This is a genomic window from Actinophytocola sp., assembly GCF_049647105.1.
Classification (GTDB): Bacteria; Actinomycetota; Actinomycetes; order Mycobacteriales; family Pseudonocardiaceae; genus Actinophytocola.
Window position 1 is genome coordinate 39,546 of the sequence record NZ_JBARWZ010000144.1, and the last position, 18,383, is coordinate 57,928.

Below are 18,383 nucleotides of genomic sequence, written 5' to 3' on the forward strand. Positions count from 1 at the left end.
CCTCCGTGTGGCGTGCTCAGCTCGGGCGTGGCCATGTCCGCGTGATGGACAGGTGCGGCGCACGTCTTTTGCGCTCCGTGACGTCCATGAGCACTTCGGCCCACACCGTCTTGTGTCCCGGGAACCAGCGCACACCCCACACGTTCGCCAGCCGGTCAACGAGCAGCAGCCCGCGCCCGCCGGAGTTGTCGGGAGTACGGAGGTGCGGCTCACCGCGCCCCGTGTCCGTGACCTCCGTGCGCAGTCCCCACCCGTCGTCGATCAGGGTGAACCGGCAGCTCCTCGGGCCTTCTCCGTGCTGGATGGCGTTGCTGACCAGCTCGTCCGCGACGAGGACGGCGTCATCGAGCAGCACGCCGCGATGGCCGCCGAGCAACGAGCGGACGAGGCGGCGGACACGGCTGACCGGCGTGGTCGCCAGATCGCAGGTGACCCCGGCCATGCTGGATTCTCCGTCCGCGACGTCCTGCGGTTGGATCGACATGGTCCACGCTCCTCACCGGCTGTGTTGACCGAGACGCTGGTGCAGGTCCGAGGTACCCCAGGAGGTACGGGGGCTAAACCCGATGTGGACTATCTGGCATCGGGTGACACGCCGGGGGCGATGAGACGGCGGAGCACGTCGGCGACCTTCGGCGCGGCCTCGTGCAGCGTGTCCACGTCACCCTTGATCAGTGCGGCGGACACCAGGGAACTGATGCCACCGACGACGATGCGGCACGTGAAGCGGGGGTCTGGCAGCTCGCGCCACTCCGGTGAGCCCGCGAACGCCGCGACCATCAGGTCGACGAAGCGTTCCTGGACCTCGACCCGCTTGCGCTGCGCGGGAATCCCCGCCGCGTACGACTCGACGAAGAACACCCGCGCGAACGGCACCTGCTCGGACAACGTCGTGAAGTACGTGGTGAGCACGCGTTCGAGCCGGGGCAGTGCGGGTTCTGCGGACGGGCCGGCACCCGAGGCGAGCGTGCCCGCCATGAGCTTCGCGGACTCGTCCAGCACGGCGAGGAAGCAGTCTTCCTTGTCCGAGAAGTGCTGGTAGAACGTCTCGCGGGAGACGTGGACCCGTTTGAGGACGTCGGCGACGGTGGTCCGGGGGTAGCCGCTCTCCGCGACCGACTCGGCCATCCCGAGCAGCAGGCGGGCCCGCTGGGAGTCGCGGACCTCGTCGCGGGTCAGCCCGTGCCGCCCTCGGGGCAGCGGTTCGTGAGTGCTCACCTCGGCTCGTCTGGCGGGATGCGGAGCGTGCCGATCACCGTGGCCAGCAGGTCGTAGTGCGTCACGAGCAGGCAGAACTCCAGACACTCCACTTCGGACAGTTCCGTGCGCAGCGTACGCCAACCGTCGTCGTCAAGGTCGCGGTCGCGGACCAGCGCGTCGGTGGCCGCGACCAGCACCCGGTCGCGGCCGTGCCACTCGCCGTCGAGGTCCTGGACCCGGTCGATCTCGTCGCGGGACAGCCCGGCGGACCGGCCGATCGCGACGTGCTGCGCCAGTTCGTACGCGCTGGCGCGGAGCGTGGCCACGCGGAGGATGACCAGCTCGGTGTCCCTGCGGGGAAGCCTGCCGCCCGGCATGAGCGCGGACGCGAAGATCAGCCACCGGCGGAACAGCCTGCGATGCCTGCCGAGCACCGTGAACAACGCGGGCGGTGCCGTGCGGGTGCGGAGGCCGGCGAGCCGCGTGAACACCCACCCGAACCAGCCAAGCTGGCGGCGGGTGCCGGGACTGACGCGGGGCCCGGTCACCTCGGTTGCTCGGTGGTGAACGGGACGTCCTCGGTCGCGGCGATCGCCAGTGCCTTCCGCATGCGCGGGCCCCGCGCGCGCAGGCCGATCGCGCGTTGCGCGGGCATGCGGGCCAGCAACACCGGCGCCGCCCACCTCGGCGACCAGATCCGCGCCGCGCGCCTGCGGATGCCGCGTTCGAGCGCGTCGATCGCGACCGGAAGGGGAGTGACGGGACTCAGCGTGCCGCGCGAGCCGAAGAACGCGGCCGCGGCCTTCGTGTCGAAGCCACGCGCGGTCATGTCCGTTGCCAGCTCGGCGAAGTAGGCGACCCCGGCGCGGGCACCCGTCGGCGCGAGCTCGAGGCGCGCGGTGTCGCCGAGCGCCTCGACCGCGGCCTTCGACGCGCTGTAGGCGCCGAGCAGGGGCAGGTGGATGGCCGCCGCCAGCGAGGAGACGGCGAGCACGTACCCGCCGGGGTGGGCGACGTGCCGGGCGGCCGCCTGGATCGTGTGGCACACGCCGAGTGTGTTGACCCGCAGGGTGGTTTCCAGCACGGCGGGGTCGCCGTGCAGCACCGACCACTGCCGGGCGATGCCCGCGTTCGCGACGACCACGTCCAGCCCGCCGAGCGTCCCGGCGAGGTCGTCGACCGCCTCGGTCACGGCGGCGCCGTCGCCGACGTCGCACTCCCGCCACGGCGCGCCGCCGCACTCCCGCGCGACGGCCTCGAGCCCGTCGGGTTCGAGGCCCATCAGCGCGACCCGCGCGCCCTTGCCGTGCAGCCTGCGCGCGAGTGCCGCACCGATGCCGCGTGCGGCACCCGTCACGAGCACCCGGCGGCCGGCGAACGGTTCCTTGTTCCTGCGCCACATGCGGCCACCGTAGCATCTACGAACACGAACGTTCGCAAACTTACCTGGCCGCCAGTACCAGCACGGCGCGTCCGCCGAGCCCGTACGGCGTGCCGTCGAGCGGGTCCTCCGCACCCGGTTGCCGCACCTGGTCCGGTCCCTCCGCCCAGGTCGAGGTGTCGGTGACCCGGTGCCAGGTGGTGCCGGACGGCGGCGACGGCAGCGTGAACGTGACCTCGCCGGACCAGCCGTTGTACGCGACGTAGATCGCCGCCGCCGGGTCGCCCGCCGCGGCGCCGTCGAGCCGCCACGCCAGCGCGTGGTTGCCGGGGTCGTTCCAGTACGCCGCGTCCGGGGTGGTGCCCGAGGGAGTGAACCACTGCAACTGGGCCGCCGTGGGGAAGTTCGCCGGGCGCAGTGCCGGGTGCGCCGCCCGGAACGCCAGCATGCGCTGGGCGAACGTGTGGAACGTGGACTGGTCGGCGGTCGGAGAATGGCCGAGCCAGTTCGCGGACGAGTCCAGGTTGTACGGGTTGTTGTTGCAGTTGATCCTGCGCAGGTACTCGTCACCGCCGGTGATCATGGGCGTGCCCGCCGACAGCGCGAGGAACGCGAACCCGTTGCGCGTGGCCTTGCGCTGCGCCGCGGCCACGCCGCCCTGGTCCCACGAGATGTTGTCGTCGCTGCCGCCGTCCGACGGGCCGTAGGGCCACGGCTGGCTGTTGTTCTTGCCGTTGCACGAGTACAGGTCCGCGAGGGTGAACCCGTCGTGGGCGACCATGAAGTTCACCGAGTGGTAAGGCTTTCTGCCGTCGTCGCCGTACAGGTCCGACGAACCAGCGAACCGGGTCGCCAGTTCGCCGGGCGTGATCGGTGCGACGCCGAGCTTGTTCTGGTCGCGGCGCAGCGAGTCGCGGTAGATGCCGTTCCACTCCGCCCAGCCCGATGGGAAGTTGCCGACCTGGTAGGTGCCGTCGCCGATGGCCCACGGCTCGGCGATCCAGTCCACTCCGGACCCGCCGCCTGCCGGGCGGGGTGGCATCTCGGCCGTGAGCCGGTTCAGCGCGGTGCCGGAGTTCGTTTTGCTGTAGGTGAAACAGCCGTGCTGGCAGGTGTTGCCGAGCACCGAAGCGAGGTCGAACCGGAACCCGTCGACGCCGAGCTTGTCCTTCCAGTACGCCACCGAGTCGACGATCAGGTCCTGCGCGACCGGGTTGGCCGTGTTGTAGTTGCCGCCGACGCCGGTGTTGTCCCACGGCCGCTGCCTGTCGGCGGTCAGCGAGTAGTACGTCGGGTTGTCCAGGCCGCGCCAGGAGTACACGGAGTAGGTGCTCGTGTCGGCCTCGCTCCACGGCCCGCCCTCCGCGGTGTGGTTGTAGACCACGTCGACGAGCACCTTGATCCCGGCCGCGTGGAATGCCGCGACCATCGCCTTGAACTCCTTGGTGGGCCCGCCGGGGGAACGGTCGGCGGCGTAGCGGCGGTCGGGGGCGAAGTAGTTCACCGTCATGTAGCCCCAGTAGTTGTCGCCATCGGTGCCGGTCGCGTCGACGTCGTTGGTGTCGTTCTGCGTCTCCTGCAACGGAAGGAACTCGACCGCGGTCACGCCCAGCTCGCGCAGCCGCTGCGCCTTGAGCCCCGCGCCGCGGTAGGTGCCGCGGTAGGCGGCGGGCACCGACGGGTCGGCCTGGGTCAGCCCGCGCACGTTGACCTCGTACACGACGTCGTCCTTGAGCGCGCGGGCCGGTTTCGTGCCGGTGCCGGTGCCGTCCTCGGCGAGCACGACGCCCTTCGGCGCGGTGGGCCCGGTGTCGGTGGCGCGGTTCGCGGCACCACTGCCGTAACCGGTGCCGTCCGGGTTCGCCGGGGTGAGCGGGTCGTGGCTGATCTCACGCGCGTACGGGTCGAGGAGGAGCTTGTTGGGGTTGAACCGGTTGCCCGACGAGTCAACGTCGCTGACGAACCCGGCCGACGAGCCCGGTGTCCACGACGCCGTGTACGGCCAGTTCGGACCCCACGCGCGGTATCCGTAGTAGACGGTGCCGGTGACACCGGCCGCCCGTAGCGCGGCCACGCTGACCGTGACCGACCAGACGTGGTCGGCGTCCGCCGTCAGCGGGTAGGTCACCGAGGGCGCGCCGGTGGCGGCGGCGTACACGTCGACCCGCATCCGGGTGGCGGCCGCCGAGTAGACCCGGAACGTCACGTTCGACCCGCTGTAGCGCCCGCCGAGCGCGCGCTGGTCGATGCCCTCGGGTGCCGGGGCGTCCGGTGGTGCCGCGCTCGCCGGTGCGGCGAACGCCATGACGAGTGCCGCGACGAATACGGCGATCCAGTGACGTGCAGGCAACATTTTGGGTCCCCCGACCTTTCTTTCAGTGGCACCAACGATTCCAGCGCATGAAACCCGTGGAGAACTGCTCCATTCGGGCGCTTCTTGGTGGAAATTTTCGTGCGACTCTTCCTTCAGGTTCGGGGAAGGACATCCATCGTGCACATCCCTCGTATGAGGCGATGGCCGCTGCTCGCGCCCGTGGTGGGCGCCGCGCTGGCCGTCGTCGCGTTACAGGTTCCGTCCAGCGCGGCCGCGGCCACGCCACTCACCGTCGCCCAGGCGATCGGCCAGCAGGCCGGTGCGTCGGCGACCGTTCGCGGGTACGTCGTCGGGCAGCCGACGGCCACCAGCACCGTTGTCACGTCGGCGTTCCCGTCCGACTACGCCATCGCGCTCGCGGACGCGCCCGGCGAGAGCAGCACGGCCCGGATGATCTACGTGCAGATCTCCGCCGCGTTCCGCGCGGACTACGGCCTCCGGTCCAACCCGGACCTGATGGGCGACCGGCTCGACGTCACCGGGTCGCTCACGGCGTACTTCTCCCACGCCGGGCTCACGTCCCCGACCGCCATCGCGCCATCGGATGGCACCACCCCGCCGCCCGACGACGGTGACGGCGACTACGACGCCACCTACTACCGGACCGCGATCGGCCTCACCGGCACCGCGCTGAAGTCCGCGCTGCACTCGATCATCCGCACCGGCACGAAGCTCAACTACGACCAGGTGTGGAACGCGCTCAAGGCCACCGACCAGGACCCGGCCAACGCGAACAACGTGATCCTGCTGTACTCCGGGCGTTCGCAGTCGAAGACCACGAACGGCGGCAACGCCAACGACTGGAACCGCGAACACGTCTGGGCCAAGTCCCACGGCGACTTCGGCACCGCGACCGGCCCCGGCACCGACGTCCACCACCTGCGGCCGGAGGACGTGAGCGTCAACAGCGCCCGGGGCAACAAGGACTTCGACAACGGCGGTTCGGCCGTCAGCGAGGCCCCTGGCAGCTACACCGACGCCGACTCGTTCGAGCCACGCAACGCCGTCAAGGGCGACGTGGCCAGGATGATCTTCTACATGGCGGTTCGCTACGAGGGTGGCGACGGCTTCGCCAACCTGGAGATGAACAACTCGGTGGCCAACGGCAGCGCCCCATACCTCGGCAAGCTGTCGGTGCTGCTCGCCTGGAGTGCGCAGGACCCGCCGGACGCCTTCGAGAAGCGTCGCAACCAGGTCATCTACGACCAGTTCCAGCACAACCGCAACCCGTTCGTCGACCACCCGGAGTGGGCGCGGGCGATCTGGAACTGAGTCACGCGGCCTCTGCTCCCCGTTGGTCGGCGTACCCTTGGTACGCGCCAGTACCAACGGGGAGGGAGCCGTCGTGACGCTCGCGGGCCGGGTCGGGAACGTGGTCAAACCCGTCGTCCGATGGGGGCTGCTGCACGGGCTGCCCCGGGTCGCGCTGCTGCTCGCCGCGCGGCGGGGTGACCTGCAGGCGCGGCTGTTCGCCGGATCCGGCTCGACGGCCGAGCTGGACGGGCTGTTCGCCGAGATCCGCGACCGCGGCCGGATGCACCGGGGCGCCTTCTCCTACCTCACCGCGAGCCACGCCACCGTGAGGGAAGTGCTGAGCGGCAACGACTTCCGCAGCGGCATCGCCCCGGACTCGAACCGGCTGCCCGGCAGGCTGGCCGACTGGTCGGCTGGCGGGTTCATCCACCCCGTCGCGCCGCCGTCGCTGCTGGTGACCGAGCCGCCGGACCACACGCGCTACCGCAAGCTCGTCACCAGGGTGTTCACCGTGCGCGCGGTCGAGGACCTGCGCGGCCGCGTCGAGGAGATCGCCAACGACCTCCTCGACGCCATCGACCCGGCGCGGCCAGCCGACCTCGTCGAGACCTACTGCGCCAGGCTGCCGGTCACCGTGATCGCCGAGATTCTCGGGGTGCCCGCCGACGAGCGGGAGACGGTGCTGCGGCTGGGTTCCGCCGCGGCGCCGAGCCTCGACATGGGACTGCCCTGGCGGCAGTTCCGCGCGGTGGAGGCGGCGCTCGCCGCCTTCGACGCCTGGCTCACCGGCCACCTCGACCACCTTCGTACCAACCCAGGCGACGACCTGCTGAGCCGGCTGGTCGCGGTCCGCGAGGACGGTGTCGGTCTCAACGATCTGGAGCTGCGCGCCACGGCGGGCCTCGTGCTCGCGGCCGGGTTCGAGACCACGGTGAACCTGCTCGGCAACGGCGTCGCGCTGCTCTGCGACCACCCCGGCCAGCTCGACGTCCTCGCGAACGAACCGGCGTGCTGGCCCAACGCCGTCGACGAGATCCTCCGTGTCGACCCGCCGGTGCTGCTGACCGGCCGGACCTGCCGCCAGGACACCGAGGTCGCCGGGGTGCCGGTGCCGAAGGGCGCGCTGGTGACCACCATCCTCGCGGCCGCGAACCGCGACCCGGCCGTGTTCGCCGACCCGGACCGGTTCGACGTGCGCCGCGACAACGCCCGCGAGCACATCTCGTTCTCCTCTGGCCGCCACTACTGCCTCGGCGCCGCGCTCGCCAGGATGGAAGGCGAGGTCGGCCTGCGAACCCTGTTCGCCCGCTACCCGCGCCTGCGCCGTCTGCCCGGGGCGACCCGCCGCGCCACCCGCATCCTGCGCGGCTTCGAACGGCTGCCGGTGCGCCTCGGCGGCTGAGGTTGACGCAATCGATCGGTTGCAATAATGTCGCAACCGTTGGATTGCTACACGATGGAGGCATGACATGGGATTCCCCGATCGGATCGAACGTGTCGTCGAGATCAGGCAGTCGCGCGAGAAGGTCTGGGCCGCGCTGACGACGGCCGAGGGGCTCGGCGCGTGGTTCGGCAACCAGGCGACGATCGACCTGCGGCCGGGTGGCGCGGCGACGATGGCCTGGGACAGCGGTGACTCGGCCAGCATGCGAGTCGAACGGGTCGATGAGCCGTCGGTGTTCGCGTTCACCTGGCACATCTACGGCCTGCCCGAGGACGACCCGCGCCGCACCTATGTCGAGTTCACGCTCGAACCCGCTGGCGACGGCACCCGGCTGACCGTGGTCGAGACCGGCTTCGCGCAACTGCCGGACGACGCGCACCACACGGCGTTCGACGGCAACACCCGCGGCTGGGCGAGCGAGCTTGGCGAGTTGGTCGCCTACCTCGATGCCGCCTGACGATGTCGCCCGACTCGGAGACGGTCGCCGAACAGGTATTCGTCGCGCTGGCCGACCCGACCCGGCGGAGCATCCTGTCCTCGCTGGCGGCAGGCGGCCCGGCCACGGCCACTGATCTCGCCGGCCGTCTGCCGATCACACGGCAGGCGATCGCCAAACACCTCACCCTGCTCACCGAGACCGGCCTGGTGACCGCCGAGCCGGGGGAGCGGCGGCGGGTGCGCTACCGGCTCCACTCCGCGCCGATGCGGGTGGCACAGCAGTACCTGGCCGCACTGGCCAGCGACTGGGACGGCCGCCTCGACGCACTACGCGAACACCTGGAGGGATGAACCATGAGCTTCACGACCACGTTCACCGTCGACCGACCCCCCGCCGAGCCCTTCGCCGCCATCACCACCGGTGCGGGCAGGCCCAACAGGAACGGCACCCACCAGGTGCCGGAGGAGGCTGTGAGCCGATGAAGACGCCCCCGATCGTCTCGGCGGACGAGTGGACCGCCGAGTGGGAACGCATGCTGGTCAAGGAGAAGGAGTTCACCCGCGCCCGTGACGCGATGGCCGCCGCGCGACGGCGGATGCCGTGGGTGGAGGTGGACAAGGAGTACGCGTTCGAGGGTCCGTCCGGCCGGGTGGACCTGCCCGGCCTGTTCGCGGGGCGGCGGCAGCTGATCGTGTACCGCGCGTTCTTCGAGCCAGGTGTGGAGGGCTGGCCGGACCACGGCTGCCGAGGCTGCTCGCTGGTGGCCGACCAGGTCGCCGACGTCCGGCACCTGAACGCCCGTGACACCACGCTCGTGTTCGCGTCGCGGGCACCGCAGCCCGACATCGAACGCGTGAAGGCCAGGATGGGCTGGACGATGCCGTGGTACTCGCTGCTTGACGACTTCGACGCCGACTTCGGGTGCGCCGAATACCACGGCACCAACGCTTTCATCCAGCACGGTGACCGCGTGTACCGCACGTACTTCGTGAACAACCGCGGCGACGAGGCGATGGGCGGGACATGGTCCTATTTGGACATCACCGCGCTCGGCAGGCAGGAGTCGTGGGAGGACTCGCCTGAGGGCTACCCGCAGACCCCGCCGTACGAGTGGTGGAACTGGCACGACGCGTACGGCACGGCGTGACCATGGCTGTCCGGCTGGCTCAGTTGTAGGGCATGTCGGGGAACCAGCCGAAACCGAAGATCGACGGCACCCGCAGGTCCCAGTAGATGACCGTGAACACGCCGAGGGCCAGCAGCAGCGTCCCGCTGACCAGAGCCGTCCGGCGTGGGTTGCTCGCCAGCCAGGTCAGGAACCGGCCGCGGGTGCCGAGGATCAACAGGGCGAACAACACGGTCACGATCAGGATGTTGCCCGATCGACTGCAACACGAACGTCGCGGCGCCGTACAAGGGGTTGCCGGTCTCGGCCGCCCAGTTGAACAGCTTCACGAACATCCCGTACGGCCTGCCGATGAGGAAGGCGCCCACCAGCGCGCCGAGGGCCACCACCCGCGCCGTCGGCCGGTCAGCGAACACGTCCCGCACGACACCGAGCGCGGCCAGCCCGAGGTAGCCGAACGCGAGTCCGACGAGACCGAACACGACCGACGACTGGATCAGCCGCACCGGCATGTCACCGGCCATCGCAGTGGACAGCTGGGGGAGCGAGTCACCGAGCAGGACACCGACGAAGCCGTACACCGCCGACACGGTGACCATGCCCGCCGTGAACGCGCCGAGCGGGCGGAGCAGCGCCAGCACCGTGTCCCCGCGCTGTCCTTGGCCCGCCTGACTCATCGGCCCGATCGACGCGGCCATCGCGATGTTGCACGCGGTGAAGGTGCCCGCGAACCCGGACACGAACGCGAACAGCAACCCGGCGCCCGCGCCGGTGATCGGCGTGGCCTTGGCCTCATGGCCCAGCAGTGTGTTCGCCACGTTGTCGCCGATCACGCTGTCGACGAACTCGTAGGACCACAGGATCGCGAGCAGGATGCCCGCGGCCACGCTCACCGCGACGGCCATGCCGTTGCGGGTTGCCTGTTTCGGCTCCGTCGCTACCGCTGTCACGGGCGTCTCCGTCTCTGACCGGGATGAGCGCTTCCGTTCAGAGCATTGACGGAAGTGGCCGTGGCCACAATCGGCCGAACAGGTCCAACCACGATGCAACCGGTGACAATGCCGAGCAGCCCGACCGTCCGAAAAGGACAATCAGCGGCTCGGCACCGTCACTGGATGCCTCGGAACTCGACGGCTAGGGCCGCCCCATGGATCTTTGTGCGAGGTCTGGGCCTGACCAACAGCGACCTCAGGGGAACGTGACGGCACCTGGCCACCAACCGTCTGCGGTCCGCACATGCGCTGGGTCGATACCAACACTGTGAATTCCGGGGAGGCGGACTAGGGACGGCACCCGGCCACCAACCGCCTGCGGTCCGCACATGCGCTGGGTCGATACCAACACTGTGAATTCCGGGGGAGGCGGACTAGAACAACCGGTGGACCAGCGTGGCGGTCCTCGCCTCGGTCACCGACGTGCCGGGGGAGCGAGCCAGGTCGGTGACGACGTTGAGCGCGGCGTGGACCCGGAACCGGATGGCCGCGGGGGATTCTCCGCCTCCCGCCTTGGCGACGAGCCCGACCCACGTGTCGACGTGCCGCCGCTGCGCGACGCGCAGCCGGTGGCGGTCGGCCGGGGACAGGTTCTCGCTCTCGGACACGTACACCGCGGCGAGGTCGGCGCCCTCGAACGTGATCCGCACGTAGGTGTCGACCAGCCTGCGCAACGCCTGCGCCGGGGTCCCCGCGTCGACCAGTGCCGTCGCGGTGGCGAGCTCGAGGCGGCTGGTCGCGCGGTAGAAGGCGGCGGCGAGCAGTTCGGTCTTGCTGGCGAAGTGTGCGTACACGCTGGAGGCGTTGATGCCTGCCGCCTCGCCGATGTCGGCGATCCCCACCTCGTGGTAGCCGCGTTCGTGGAACAGGCGCACCGCCTCGGCGAGGAGTCGTTCCCTGCGGGGGAGCAGTGCGAGCTGCTCCGGCCGGTGGCCGCGGGGCCTGCCCCCGCGCGGGGCGGGCAGGTCGGCGGTGAGCACGGCGCGGACGCAGGCGGTGATGGTGCGCTCCGCGCCCGCCCGCGCGAGGTTCGCCCGGTGCGTTGACGGGCTCGCGACGACGCTCAACGCGGCGGTCGTCAGCGTCGCGACGTCTCGTTTCGGCAGTCCCGGCCGAGTGTCGAGCAGCAGGTCCCGCAGCAGGTGCACGGAGGCGTCGAACCGCTCGGCGAGCCGGGTGCGCTCGTCGTCGGGCAGGTGGCGCCCCTCCCACTGGTAGAGCCGCGCCACCAGCCGCCGGTCGAGGGTGTAGCGCACGATGGCACCCATGGCGGCGTCGAGCCGGGTCGCCGGGTCCTCGCGGTCCTCGGCGGCGGCCACGGTCTCCGCGAACGCGGTGACCAGCTCCTCGACCGCGGCGGTGAGCACGGCCTGCTTGGTGGGGAAGTGCCGGTAGATCGCGGGGCCGGTGATGCCGACCGCCCTGGCGATGTCCTCGATCCCGACGTTGTGGAACCCGCGAGCGCAGAACAGTTCGGCCGCGGCGAGCGCGATGCTCGCCTTGCGGTCCTTCGGCCGTCGGCGCTGACTGGGCTGCATGGCGGGAGTGTATCGCCATATACGGCAGCGGGGATTGTCCAACATGCGATACACCTGCCAAGATGGGTGCATAAGTTAGTGACGATTCGGCAGGGAGCAATGATGGTCACAGCCGGAGAGGTGAACGCGGCGGTCGGCGCGTGGACGGTGCCCAGGCTGCTGCGACGCAACGCGACCGTGCACGGCGACCGGCCCGCGCTGACCAGCGCCGACGGGCACACCCGGACGTGGCGGGAGCTGGGGGAGGAGGTGCTCGCCGCCGCGGGCGGACTGTCCGCGCTTGGCCTGCGGCGTGGCGACCGCATGCTCATCGGCATGTCGAGCCGCCCGGAGCACTGGGTCGCCGACTTCGCCGCGGTCGCGCTCGGCGCGATCCCGTGCACGACCTACGCCACCTTGAGCGAGGAGCAGATCAGGCAGGTCGCGCTGCACAGCGCGGCCACCGTCGTCGTCCTGGAAGGGCAGGCCGAGCTGGCCCGCTGGGGCCCCGCGCTCGCCGAGATGCCATGGCTGAAGGGCGTCGTCGTGGTCGAGGACGCCGGTGGCGGGCACACGAGCTACGCCGACCTGCTCGCGACGGGGCAGGATGCCTCGCTCACCGAGGCCGACCAGCACGACCCGGTCGCGATGATCTACACCTCGGGCACCACCGGCGACCCGAAGGGCGTCGTGCTGTCCCACCGCAACGTGCTCTACCAGTGCGCGCTCCAGGAGCTGGTCCAGCCGGTGCCGGCACATCCGAGGACGGTCGCGTACCTGCCGCTCGCGCACATCGCGGAGCGGGTGCTCGGCATGTACCTGCCGGTCTACGCCGCGGGACACGTGACGATCTGCGCCGATCCCACACGGCTGCTCCCCACGCTGAACTCGGTGCGCCCGCAGGGGTTCTTCGGCGTGCCGAGGGTGTGGGAGAAGTTCGCGGCGGGCGTCCAGCACGTGTTGTCGACGATGGATGACGAACCAGCGGCCGCGATCGGCAAGGCGCGGGAGGTCGCCGCCGAGGTCTACCGGATCCGCGCCACCGGCGACGTGCTGCCGGAGAGGCTGGCGGCGGCGTTCGAACAGGCGGACGGGCTGGTGCTGCGCCCGCTGCGGCAACGGCTCGGTCTCGCGGAGGCCCTCCGGCTGGGCAGCGGCGCGGCGCCGATCCCGGTCGAGGTGCTGGAGTTCTTCGGCAGCCTCGGCATGCCGATCATGGAGGTCTGGGGGCTTTCCGAGACCACCGGGGCGGCGACCAGCACGTTCCCCGGCCGCTACCGGGCAGGCACGGTCGGGGAGCCCATGCCGGGCATGGAAGTCCGGCTCGCCGCCGACGGCGAGATCGAGGTGCGTGGGCCGCTCGTGTTCCTCGGTTACCTGCAGGGGGACGGGCGGATCGAACCGGCCGTGGACGCGGACGGCTGGCTGCCGACCGGCGACATCGGCACCCTCGACGACGACGGGCTCCTGCGGATCACCGACCGCAAGAAGGAGCTCATCATCACCGCGAGCGGGAAGAACATCGCGCCGAGCAAGGTCGAGTCGCTGCTGCGTGCGCATCCGCTGATCGGCTACGCGGTGGTGGTCGGCGACCGCCGCGCGTATCTGACCGCGGTGCTGGTGCTGGACGACGAGGCCGCGCCAGCGTGGGCGGTGGCACGCGGCCTGTCCACTGTGGACTTGCCGGGACTCGCGGCGGAACCGCTGGTCCGCGCGGAGATCGCCGCCGCGGTCGAGCGGGCGAACGCGGCGCTGTCGCGGCCGGAACAGGTGAAGGCGTACCGCGTGCTCGACCGCGCGTGGGGGCCGGAGAGCGGGGAGCTGACCCCGACACTGAAGCTGCGGCGTCGCGTGATCGAACAGCGCTACGCCGGGGAGATCGACGAACTCTACGCTGGAGGACTGACCTCTTGACCGACACGACCCTGACCGATGAACGACGTGACTTCGTGGCCGCGGTCGACGACTTCTGCCGTCGCGAGGTCGGCACCCGCGAGCAGTGGCTCAAGCTGACCGACGGGGGCGAGTCACCGCACAACGCCGAGCTGTACCGGAAGATGGCCGACCTCGGCTGGCTCGGGGTCGCCGTGCCGGAGGAGTACGGCGGCGCGGGCCAGGGCATGGTCGACCTGGTCCTGTTCCTGGAGCGCGCCGCGTACTGGCAGGCACCGATCGGCGGGTTCGCCACGTCGGTGATCACCGCGGCCTCGTACGAGAAGTTCGGCAGCGACGAGCAGAAACGCCGGGTCCTCGGTGACTTCCTGAACGGCGAGGTGCTCGCGGTGTCGATGTCCGAACCCGGCGCCGGGTCCGACGTCGGCGCGCTGACGTGCAAGGCGGCCCGCGTCGACGGCGGGTGGGTGATCAACGGTCAGAAGACGTGGTGTTCCAACGCGCACCTCGCCGAGCACATCCTGCTCGTCGCGCGCACGTCGGCGGACGGGGGCAAACACGACGGGCTGACCATGTTCTCGGTGCCCGAGGGCACCGAAGGGCTCGCCGTGCACGGCATCGACACCATGGGCGGCCGCGAGGTCAACGACCTGTACTTCACCGACTGCTTCCTCCCCGACGACGCGGTGGTCGGCGCGGTCGGTCAGGGCTGGGGCCAGCTGATGGCCGGGCTGAACCTGGAACGCATGATCCTGGCCGGGCTGATGCTGGGCACCGCACGCAGGGCCTTCGACGACACGGTGTCCTACGTGAAGGAGCGGCAGCAGTTCGGCCGCCCGGTCGGCAGCTTCCAGGCGCTGCGGCACCGGCTCGCCGACCACGCGACGGAGCTGGAGTGCACCCGGCTGCTGGTGCACGACGTGGCCCGCCGGATCGACGAGGACCCGGCGCGACTGCTGCCGCGCGAGGCGTCCATGGCCAAGCTGAAGGCCACGGAGTTCGCGAAGACCATGGCACTGGACGGCATGCAGATGCTCGGCGGCTACGGCTACGCCACCGAGTACGGCATGGAACGCCTGCTGCGCTCCACCGTGGTGTCCACTGTGTACGGCGGCACGAGCGAGATCCAGCGCGACATCATCGGCAAGACGTTCGGGCTCTGACCGGGGTCGCTGGTCAGGTGGCGCGACGGCGGCGTGCCGCGGCGGCGATCGTGGGGCCGGCCAGCAGCAGGGCCGCCGCCTGACGAACTGGAGGTCGGCCCGGGTGGTGCGACTGGGCCCCGCACCACCCGGGCCGACGGGGAGTTCCCTGCCCGTCGGTGCTCAGGCCGGGAAGATGGTGAGCGTGATGAACGAGTCCTTCGTCGTCGTGTCGGGCTCGCCCGCGTTGGCGGCCACGAACACGATGTCCCCGAACGCCACGTACGGCAGGTAGGGCAGCCCGCAGTAGCAGTCGTAGACGAACCACCGGTCGAACGGCAGCAGGAGATCCGTGGTCGGGTAGCCGTACAGCGGGTACTCGAAGATGGCGCCGTCGGCGACGAACACGCAGCCCGCGTTGACGTCGGTGGTCGCGTTGACGTTGCGCGAGTCCAGGTAGACGTAGCCGAAGCTGGTCAGGATGACCGGGTCGTCATTGTCGAGCGGGCAGTTCGCCATCATGCCGTTCGCGGCCGAGGGCTTGGCCTCCCGGTAACCGGCGGGCACCTCGAACAGTTCCGCCGCGGGCTCGGTGCCTGCCTTGATGTTGGTGTAGGTCTGCGTGTTGACCGCGCCGGAGGGCTCCGCCACCCGGGTCTGCACCGGCAGCTGCAGGTCGGTGGAGAGCCACAGTGTGACCTCCTTCTGCCGGGCCGGGATCAGCTTGCCGTGCGCGGGGAGCGACACGTCGTACACCCTGCCCTCGGCCCGCACGCCGGAAACCGTTGACGTGCCGAGGGAGCGTGGCGCGGCCGCGAGCTTCTGGTGGTCCCGCACGTCGCGGGTGGCCGAGTCGGCCGACCGCGGCGACTGGCTCGCCGTGCGCTGGTAGGTGCGGGACGCGGTGTCCAGCACGAGGTTGGTCCTGGCGACCGGATCGGTGATCGTCACCGTCGAACCGGCCTCGGTGCGGGTGCGGCCCTGGCCGTCCCGGTACAGGTGCTGGGTCTCCTTCTCTGTCTGCCGCTGCCCGGATGCCTCGACGGTCAACCGGTTGATCTCCAGATCGGCGCGGAGCGGCACCACTTTGCTCTCGCCAGAGGCCGGCCTGCCGGACGCGGCCTGGTCGGACTGGGCGAGCCCGGGTGTGCTCACGGTCAGCGCTGTCGCCAGCAGGATCCCCGCCGCGGCCGCGAGCGACCGGCGGGATCGGCGGAAGTGCTTGTGGAACATCGGCTTTCCTCCGTTTCACCGCGATGTCGACGCGGCGCGTTCGACAGGTTCACAGATTCCCGGCACCGGTGCCGGGAATCGTGGACAGGGGTGGACAAGGTTGGACAGGCGCGGAACTACGCCGAGTAGCGGTTTCTCCTGTGGCACACCGTGGTTACGATGCCGATGCCCGAGCCTGAGGAGGCGCGGTGGTCAGGTCACGTGACGACGCCGGCGACCCCACCGGGAACCTGCTCGACCGCGCGGCGACGATCACCGCCGTCGGCGAGCTCTCCGTGCTGCTGCGGGAACTCCGAAGGCGGCACGCCCGCACGAGCGGCAACACCCCGCTGACCTACCGCGAGCTGGCCGGGTCGACCGGCTGGGCGCACGGCATCATCGGCAACTACTTCGCGGGCAAGACCCTGCCGCCCACCGACCGGTTCGACGTGCTGATCAGGCTGCTCGGCGCGTCCGGCGCGGAACAGCGGGCGCTCGCCACGGCCCGCGACCGCGTCGAGGAACACCGCAGGAACACACCCCAGCACGGGTTGCCGCTGCCGAGGGAGCTGCCGAGGGACACCACCATGTTCGTCGGCAGGAAAGCCAACCTGGCCGCGCTGGACACGGTGGCACCCGCGTCGCCCGGCCAGGACACCTCGGCCGTCGTCGTCGTGTCCGGCACCGCTGGCGTCGGCAAGACCGCGCTCGCCGTGCACTGGGCGCACCGGGTCGCCGACCGGTTCCCCGACGGCAGCCTCTACGTCGACCTGCGCGGCTACTCCTACGATGCGCCGATGCGCCCGGAACAGGCGTTGTCCGGGTTCCTGCGCGGACTCGGCTGCCGCGCTGCCGACCTCCCGACGGGCCTGCCGGAACTGGCCGCGCGCTACCGCAGCCTGCTGGCGGGCAGGCGCCTGCTCGTCCTGCTGGACAACGCACACGACGCCGAACAGGTCCGCCCGCTGCTGCCGGGTGCGGCGCACTGCCTGGTGGTGGTGACGAGCCGGGACACGCTGGCGGGGCTCGTCGCGCGGGACGGCGCGACCCGCGTCGTGCTCGGCAGGCTCACCGACCACGAGGCGGAGCTGTTGCTGCGCCGCCTGATCGGCGAGCGGGCGGCGGCCGAGCCATCGGCGCTCGCCGCGCTCGCGAAGCGGTGCGCCCGGCTGCCGCTGGCACTGCGGGTCGCCGCGGAGCTGGCCGCGAACCGTCATGGCGCACCGGTCTCCGAGCTGGTCGACGAGCTCGCCCACGCCCAGCCGCTCGAGGTGCTCACCGCGGGCGGTGACGCCGCATCGGCCGTGCGGGGCGTGTTCTCGTGGTCCTACCAGCACCTGTCCGCACCGGCAGCACGCACGTTCCGGCTGCTCGGCCTGCACCCGGGCGGTGACTTCGACGTCGCGGCCGTCGGGGCGCTCACCGGCGACGGCCGCGTCGAGGCCGCCTGCCTGTTGCGCGACCTGGACCGCGCGCACCTGATCGAGCCGCGTCGCCGCGGCCGGTACGGGCTGCACGACCTGCTCCGCGACTACGCCGCCGAACGGGTCGCCGGGGAACCCGCCGACGACCGGGACGCGGCCATGTCCAGATTGCTGACCTACTACGAGAACACCGCGGCCGCGGCGACCCGCACCCTCTACCAGAACGACGGTGAACGGGCCGCCGCCGACACCGCGGCCGCGCTGGACTGGCTGGACACCGAACGCGCCAACCTCGTCGCCGCGTCGGGGACCGGTGTGCCAGGGTTCGCGAGCACGATGTCGGCGACGCTGTGGCGCTACCTCGACACCGGCGGCGGGCACGCGGACGAGGTCCTGGCGATCCACGGCCACGCCCTGTCGGACGCGCTGCGCAGAGGCGACCTGGCGGATCAGGGCGCCGCACTCGGCAGGCTCGGGCAGGCGCACGGCAGGCTGGCAGGCTACCCGACGGCGATCGACCACATGCGACAGTCGCTCGCGATCAGCAGGGAGATCGGCGATCCCGCGGGGGAGAACGCCATGCTGAACAGTCTCGCGCAGGTGTGCGGCAGGCTGGGCAGGCACGCCGAGGCCATCGAACACCTCGATCGGGCACTGGCCATCGACCGGCGGCTGGGGGACCGGGCGGGGGAGGCCAAGGCGCTCGGCAACCTCGGCATCGTGCACGCGCAGCTTGGCCACTACCGCGAGGCGCGGCAGCGGTTCGCGGACGCGCTGCGGCTGGCGCGGCTGGTCGGCGACGTCAACCGGGAGAGCGAGGCACTGAACAACCTCGGCCTCGTGCACTGCTGGCTCGGCGAGTACGACGAGGCTGTTTCCCTGCTGTGGCGGGGTTTGCGGATCGCCCGCGATGTTGGTGCGAGGAGTGGTGAGGGCAGGCTGCTCGCCAATCTCGGGGTCGCGCATACTGGGCTCGCCGAGTTCG

Annotated in this window: 17 protein-coding genes; 9 read left to right on the forward strand and 8 right to left on the reverse strand. The window is 71.0% G+C overall.

The features are described 5' to 3' along the window. Positions 1–16: 16 nt before the first annotated feature. The 5 genes from WBA97_RS17360 to WBA97_RS17380 all read right to left on the reverse strand — a co-directional run bounded on the left by WBA97_RS17360 (position 17) and on the right by WBA97_RS17380 (position 4,934). Positions 17–484: an ATP-binding protein gene (locus tag WBA97_RS17360; protein WP_424231873.1), complete on the reverse strand. Its 468-nt coding sequence runs from the start codon at positions 482–484 to the stop codon at positions 17–19. An 89-nt stretch (positions 485–573) separates the two neighbouring features. Next, positions 574–1,218, reverse strand: a complete 645-nt coding sequence (locus WBA97_RS17365) for a TetR/AcrR family transcriptional regulator (RefSeq protein WP_424231874.1) — start codon at positions 1,216–1,218, stop codon at positions 574–576. Continuing rightward, positions 1,215–1,748 (reverse strand): carboxymuconolactone decarboxylase family protein, encoded by a 534-nt coding sequence (locus WBA97_RS17370; RefSeq protein WP_424231875.1) that lies wholly within the window; start codon positions 1,746–1,748, stop codon positions 1,215–1,217. Before WBA97_RS17370 ends, WBA97_RS17365 begins: the two co-directional genes overlap by 4 nt. Beyond that, complete coding sequence (locus tag WBA97_RS17375; RefSeq protein WP_424231876.1) at positions 1,745–2,602, reverse strand: SDR family NAD(P)-dependent oxidoreductase; 858 nt, start codon at positions 2,600–2,602, stop codon at positions 1,745–1,747. Before WBA97_RS17375 ends, WBA97_RS17370 begins: the two co-directional genes overlap by 4 nt. A 40-nt stretch (positions 2,603–2,642) precedes the next feature. Beyond that, on the reverse strand, positions 2,643–4,934 hold the full coding sequence (locus tag WBA97_RS17380; protein WP_424231877.1) for an alpha-amylase family glycosyl hydrolase: 2,292 nt from the start codon (positions 4,932–4,934) through the stop codon (positions 2,643–2,645). Positions 4,935–5,087: 153 nt separating this feature from the next. On the opposite strand from WBA97_RS17380, the gene WBA97_RS17385 reads away from it, so the two are divergent. From WBA97_RS17385 to WBA97_RS17410, 6 genes are all read left to right on the forward strand, one after another. Next, a complete protein-coding gene (locus WBA97_RS17385; RefSeq protein WP_424231878.1) occupies positions 5,088–6,227 on the forward strand; it encodes an endonuclease in 1,140 nt (379 codons plus the stop codon). 73 nt (positions 6,228–6,300) lie between these two features. Then, positions 6,301–7,611 carry a cytochrome P450 gene (locus tag WBA97_RS17390; RefSeq protein WP_424231879.1) on the forward strand — a complete coding sequence of 437 codons (1,311 nt, stop codon included), beginning with the start codon at positions 6,301–6,303 and terminating at the stop codon, positions 7,609–7,611. A gap of 67 nt (positions 7,612–7,678) precedes the next feature. Next, positions 7,679–8,110, forward strand: coding sequence for an SRPBCC domain-containing protein (locus WBA97_RS17395; protein WP_424231880.1), 432 nt, complete (start codon positions 7,679–7,681; stop codon positions 8,108–8,110). Between the two features lie 2 nt (positions 8,111–8,112). Continuing rightward, complete coding sequence (locus WBA97_RS17400) at positions 8,113–8,442, forward strand: ArsR/SmtB family transcription factor (RefSeq protein WP_424231881.1); 330 nt, start codon at positions 8,113–8,115, stop codon at positions 8,440–8,442. 3 nt (positions 8,443–8,445) lie between these two features. Beyond that, positions 8,446–8,574 carry a hypothetical protein gene (locus WBA97_RS17405; protein WP_424231882.1) on the forward strand — a complete coding sequence of 43 codons (129 nt, stop codon included), beginning with the start codon at positions 8,446–8,448 and terminating at the stop codon, positions 8,572–8,574. Then, a complete protein-coding gene (locus tag WBA97_RS17410; protein WP_424231883.1) occupies positions 8,571–9,239 on the forward strand; it encodes a DUF899 domain-containing protein in 669 nt (222 codons plus the stop codon). Before WBA97_RS17405 ends, WBA97_RS17410 begins: the two co-directional genes overlap by 4 nt. Here the strand turns inward: WBA97_RS17410 and WBA97_RS17415 are convergent. Both WBA97_RS17415 and WBA97_RS17420 read right to left on the reverse strand, forming a co-directional pair. Then, complete coding sequence (locus WBA97_RS17415; protein WP_424231884.1) at positions 9,179–10,168, reverse strand: hypothetical protein; 990 nt, start codon at positions 10,166–10,168, stop codon at positions 9,179–9,181. The two genes, WBA97_RS17410 and WBA97_RS17415, sit on opposite strands and share 61 nt — an antisense overlap. 416 nt (positions 10,169–10,584) lie before the next feature. After that, positions 10,585–11,748, reverse strand: coding sequence for a TetR/AcrR family transcriptional regulator (locus tag WBA97_RS17420; protein WP_424231885.1), 1,164 nt, complete (start codon positions 11,746–11,748; stop codon positions 10,585–10,587). Positions 11,749–11,850: 102 nt separating this feature from the next. On the opposite strand from WBA97_RS17420, the gene WBA97_RS17425 reads away from it, so the two are divergent. Then, positions 11,851–13,641 (forward strand): AMP-dependent synthetase/ligase, encoded by a 1,791-nt coding sequence (locus WBA97_RS17425; RefSeq protein WP_424231889.1) that lies wholly within the window; start codon positions 11,851–11,853, stop codon positions 13,639–13,641. Then, on the forward strand, positions 13,638–14,783 hold the full coding sequence (locus WBA97_RS17430; protein WP_424231886.1) for an acyl-CoA dehydrogenase family protein: 1,146 nt from the start codon (positions 13,638–13,640) through the stop codon (positions 14,781–14,783). Before WBA97_RS17425 ends, WBA97_RS17430 begins: the two co-directional genes overlap by 4 nt. A 162-nt stretch (positions 14,784–14,945) precedes the next feature. Here the strand turns inward: WBA97_RS17430 and WBA97_RS17435 are convergent, their stop codons facing one another. Further along, a complete protein-coding gene (locus WBA97_RS17435; protein WP_424231887.1) occupies positions 14,946–15,995 on the reverse strand; it encodes a hypothetical protein in 1,050 nt (349 codons plus the stop codon). 188 nt (positions 15,996–16,183) lie between these two features. On the opposite strand from WBA97_RS17435, the gene WBA97_RS17440 reads away from it, so the two are divergent. Next, positions 16,184–18,383: ATP-binding protein (locus WBA97_RS17440; protein WP_424231888.1), on the forward strand; the 2,200-nt coding region annotated here is incomplete at its 3' end.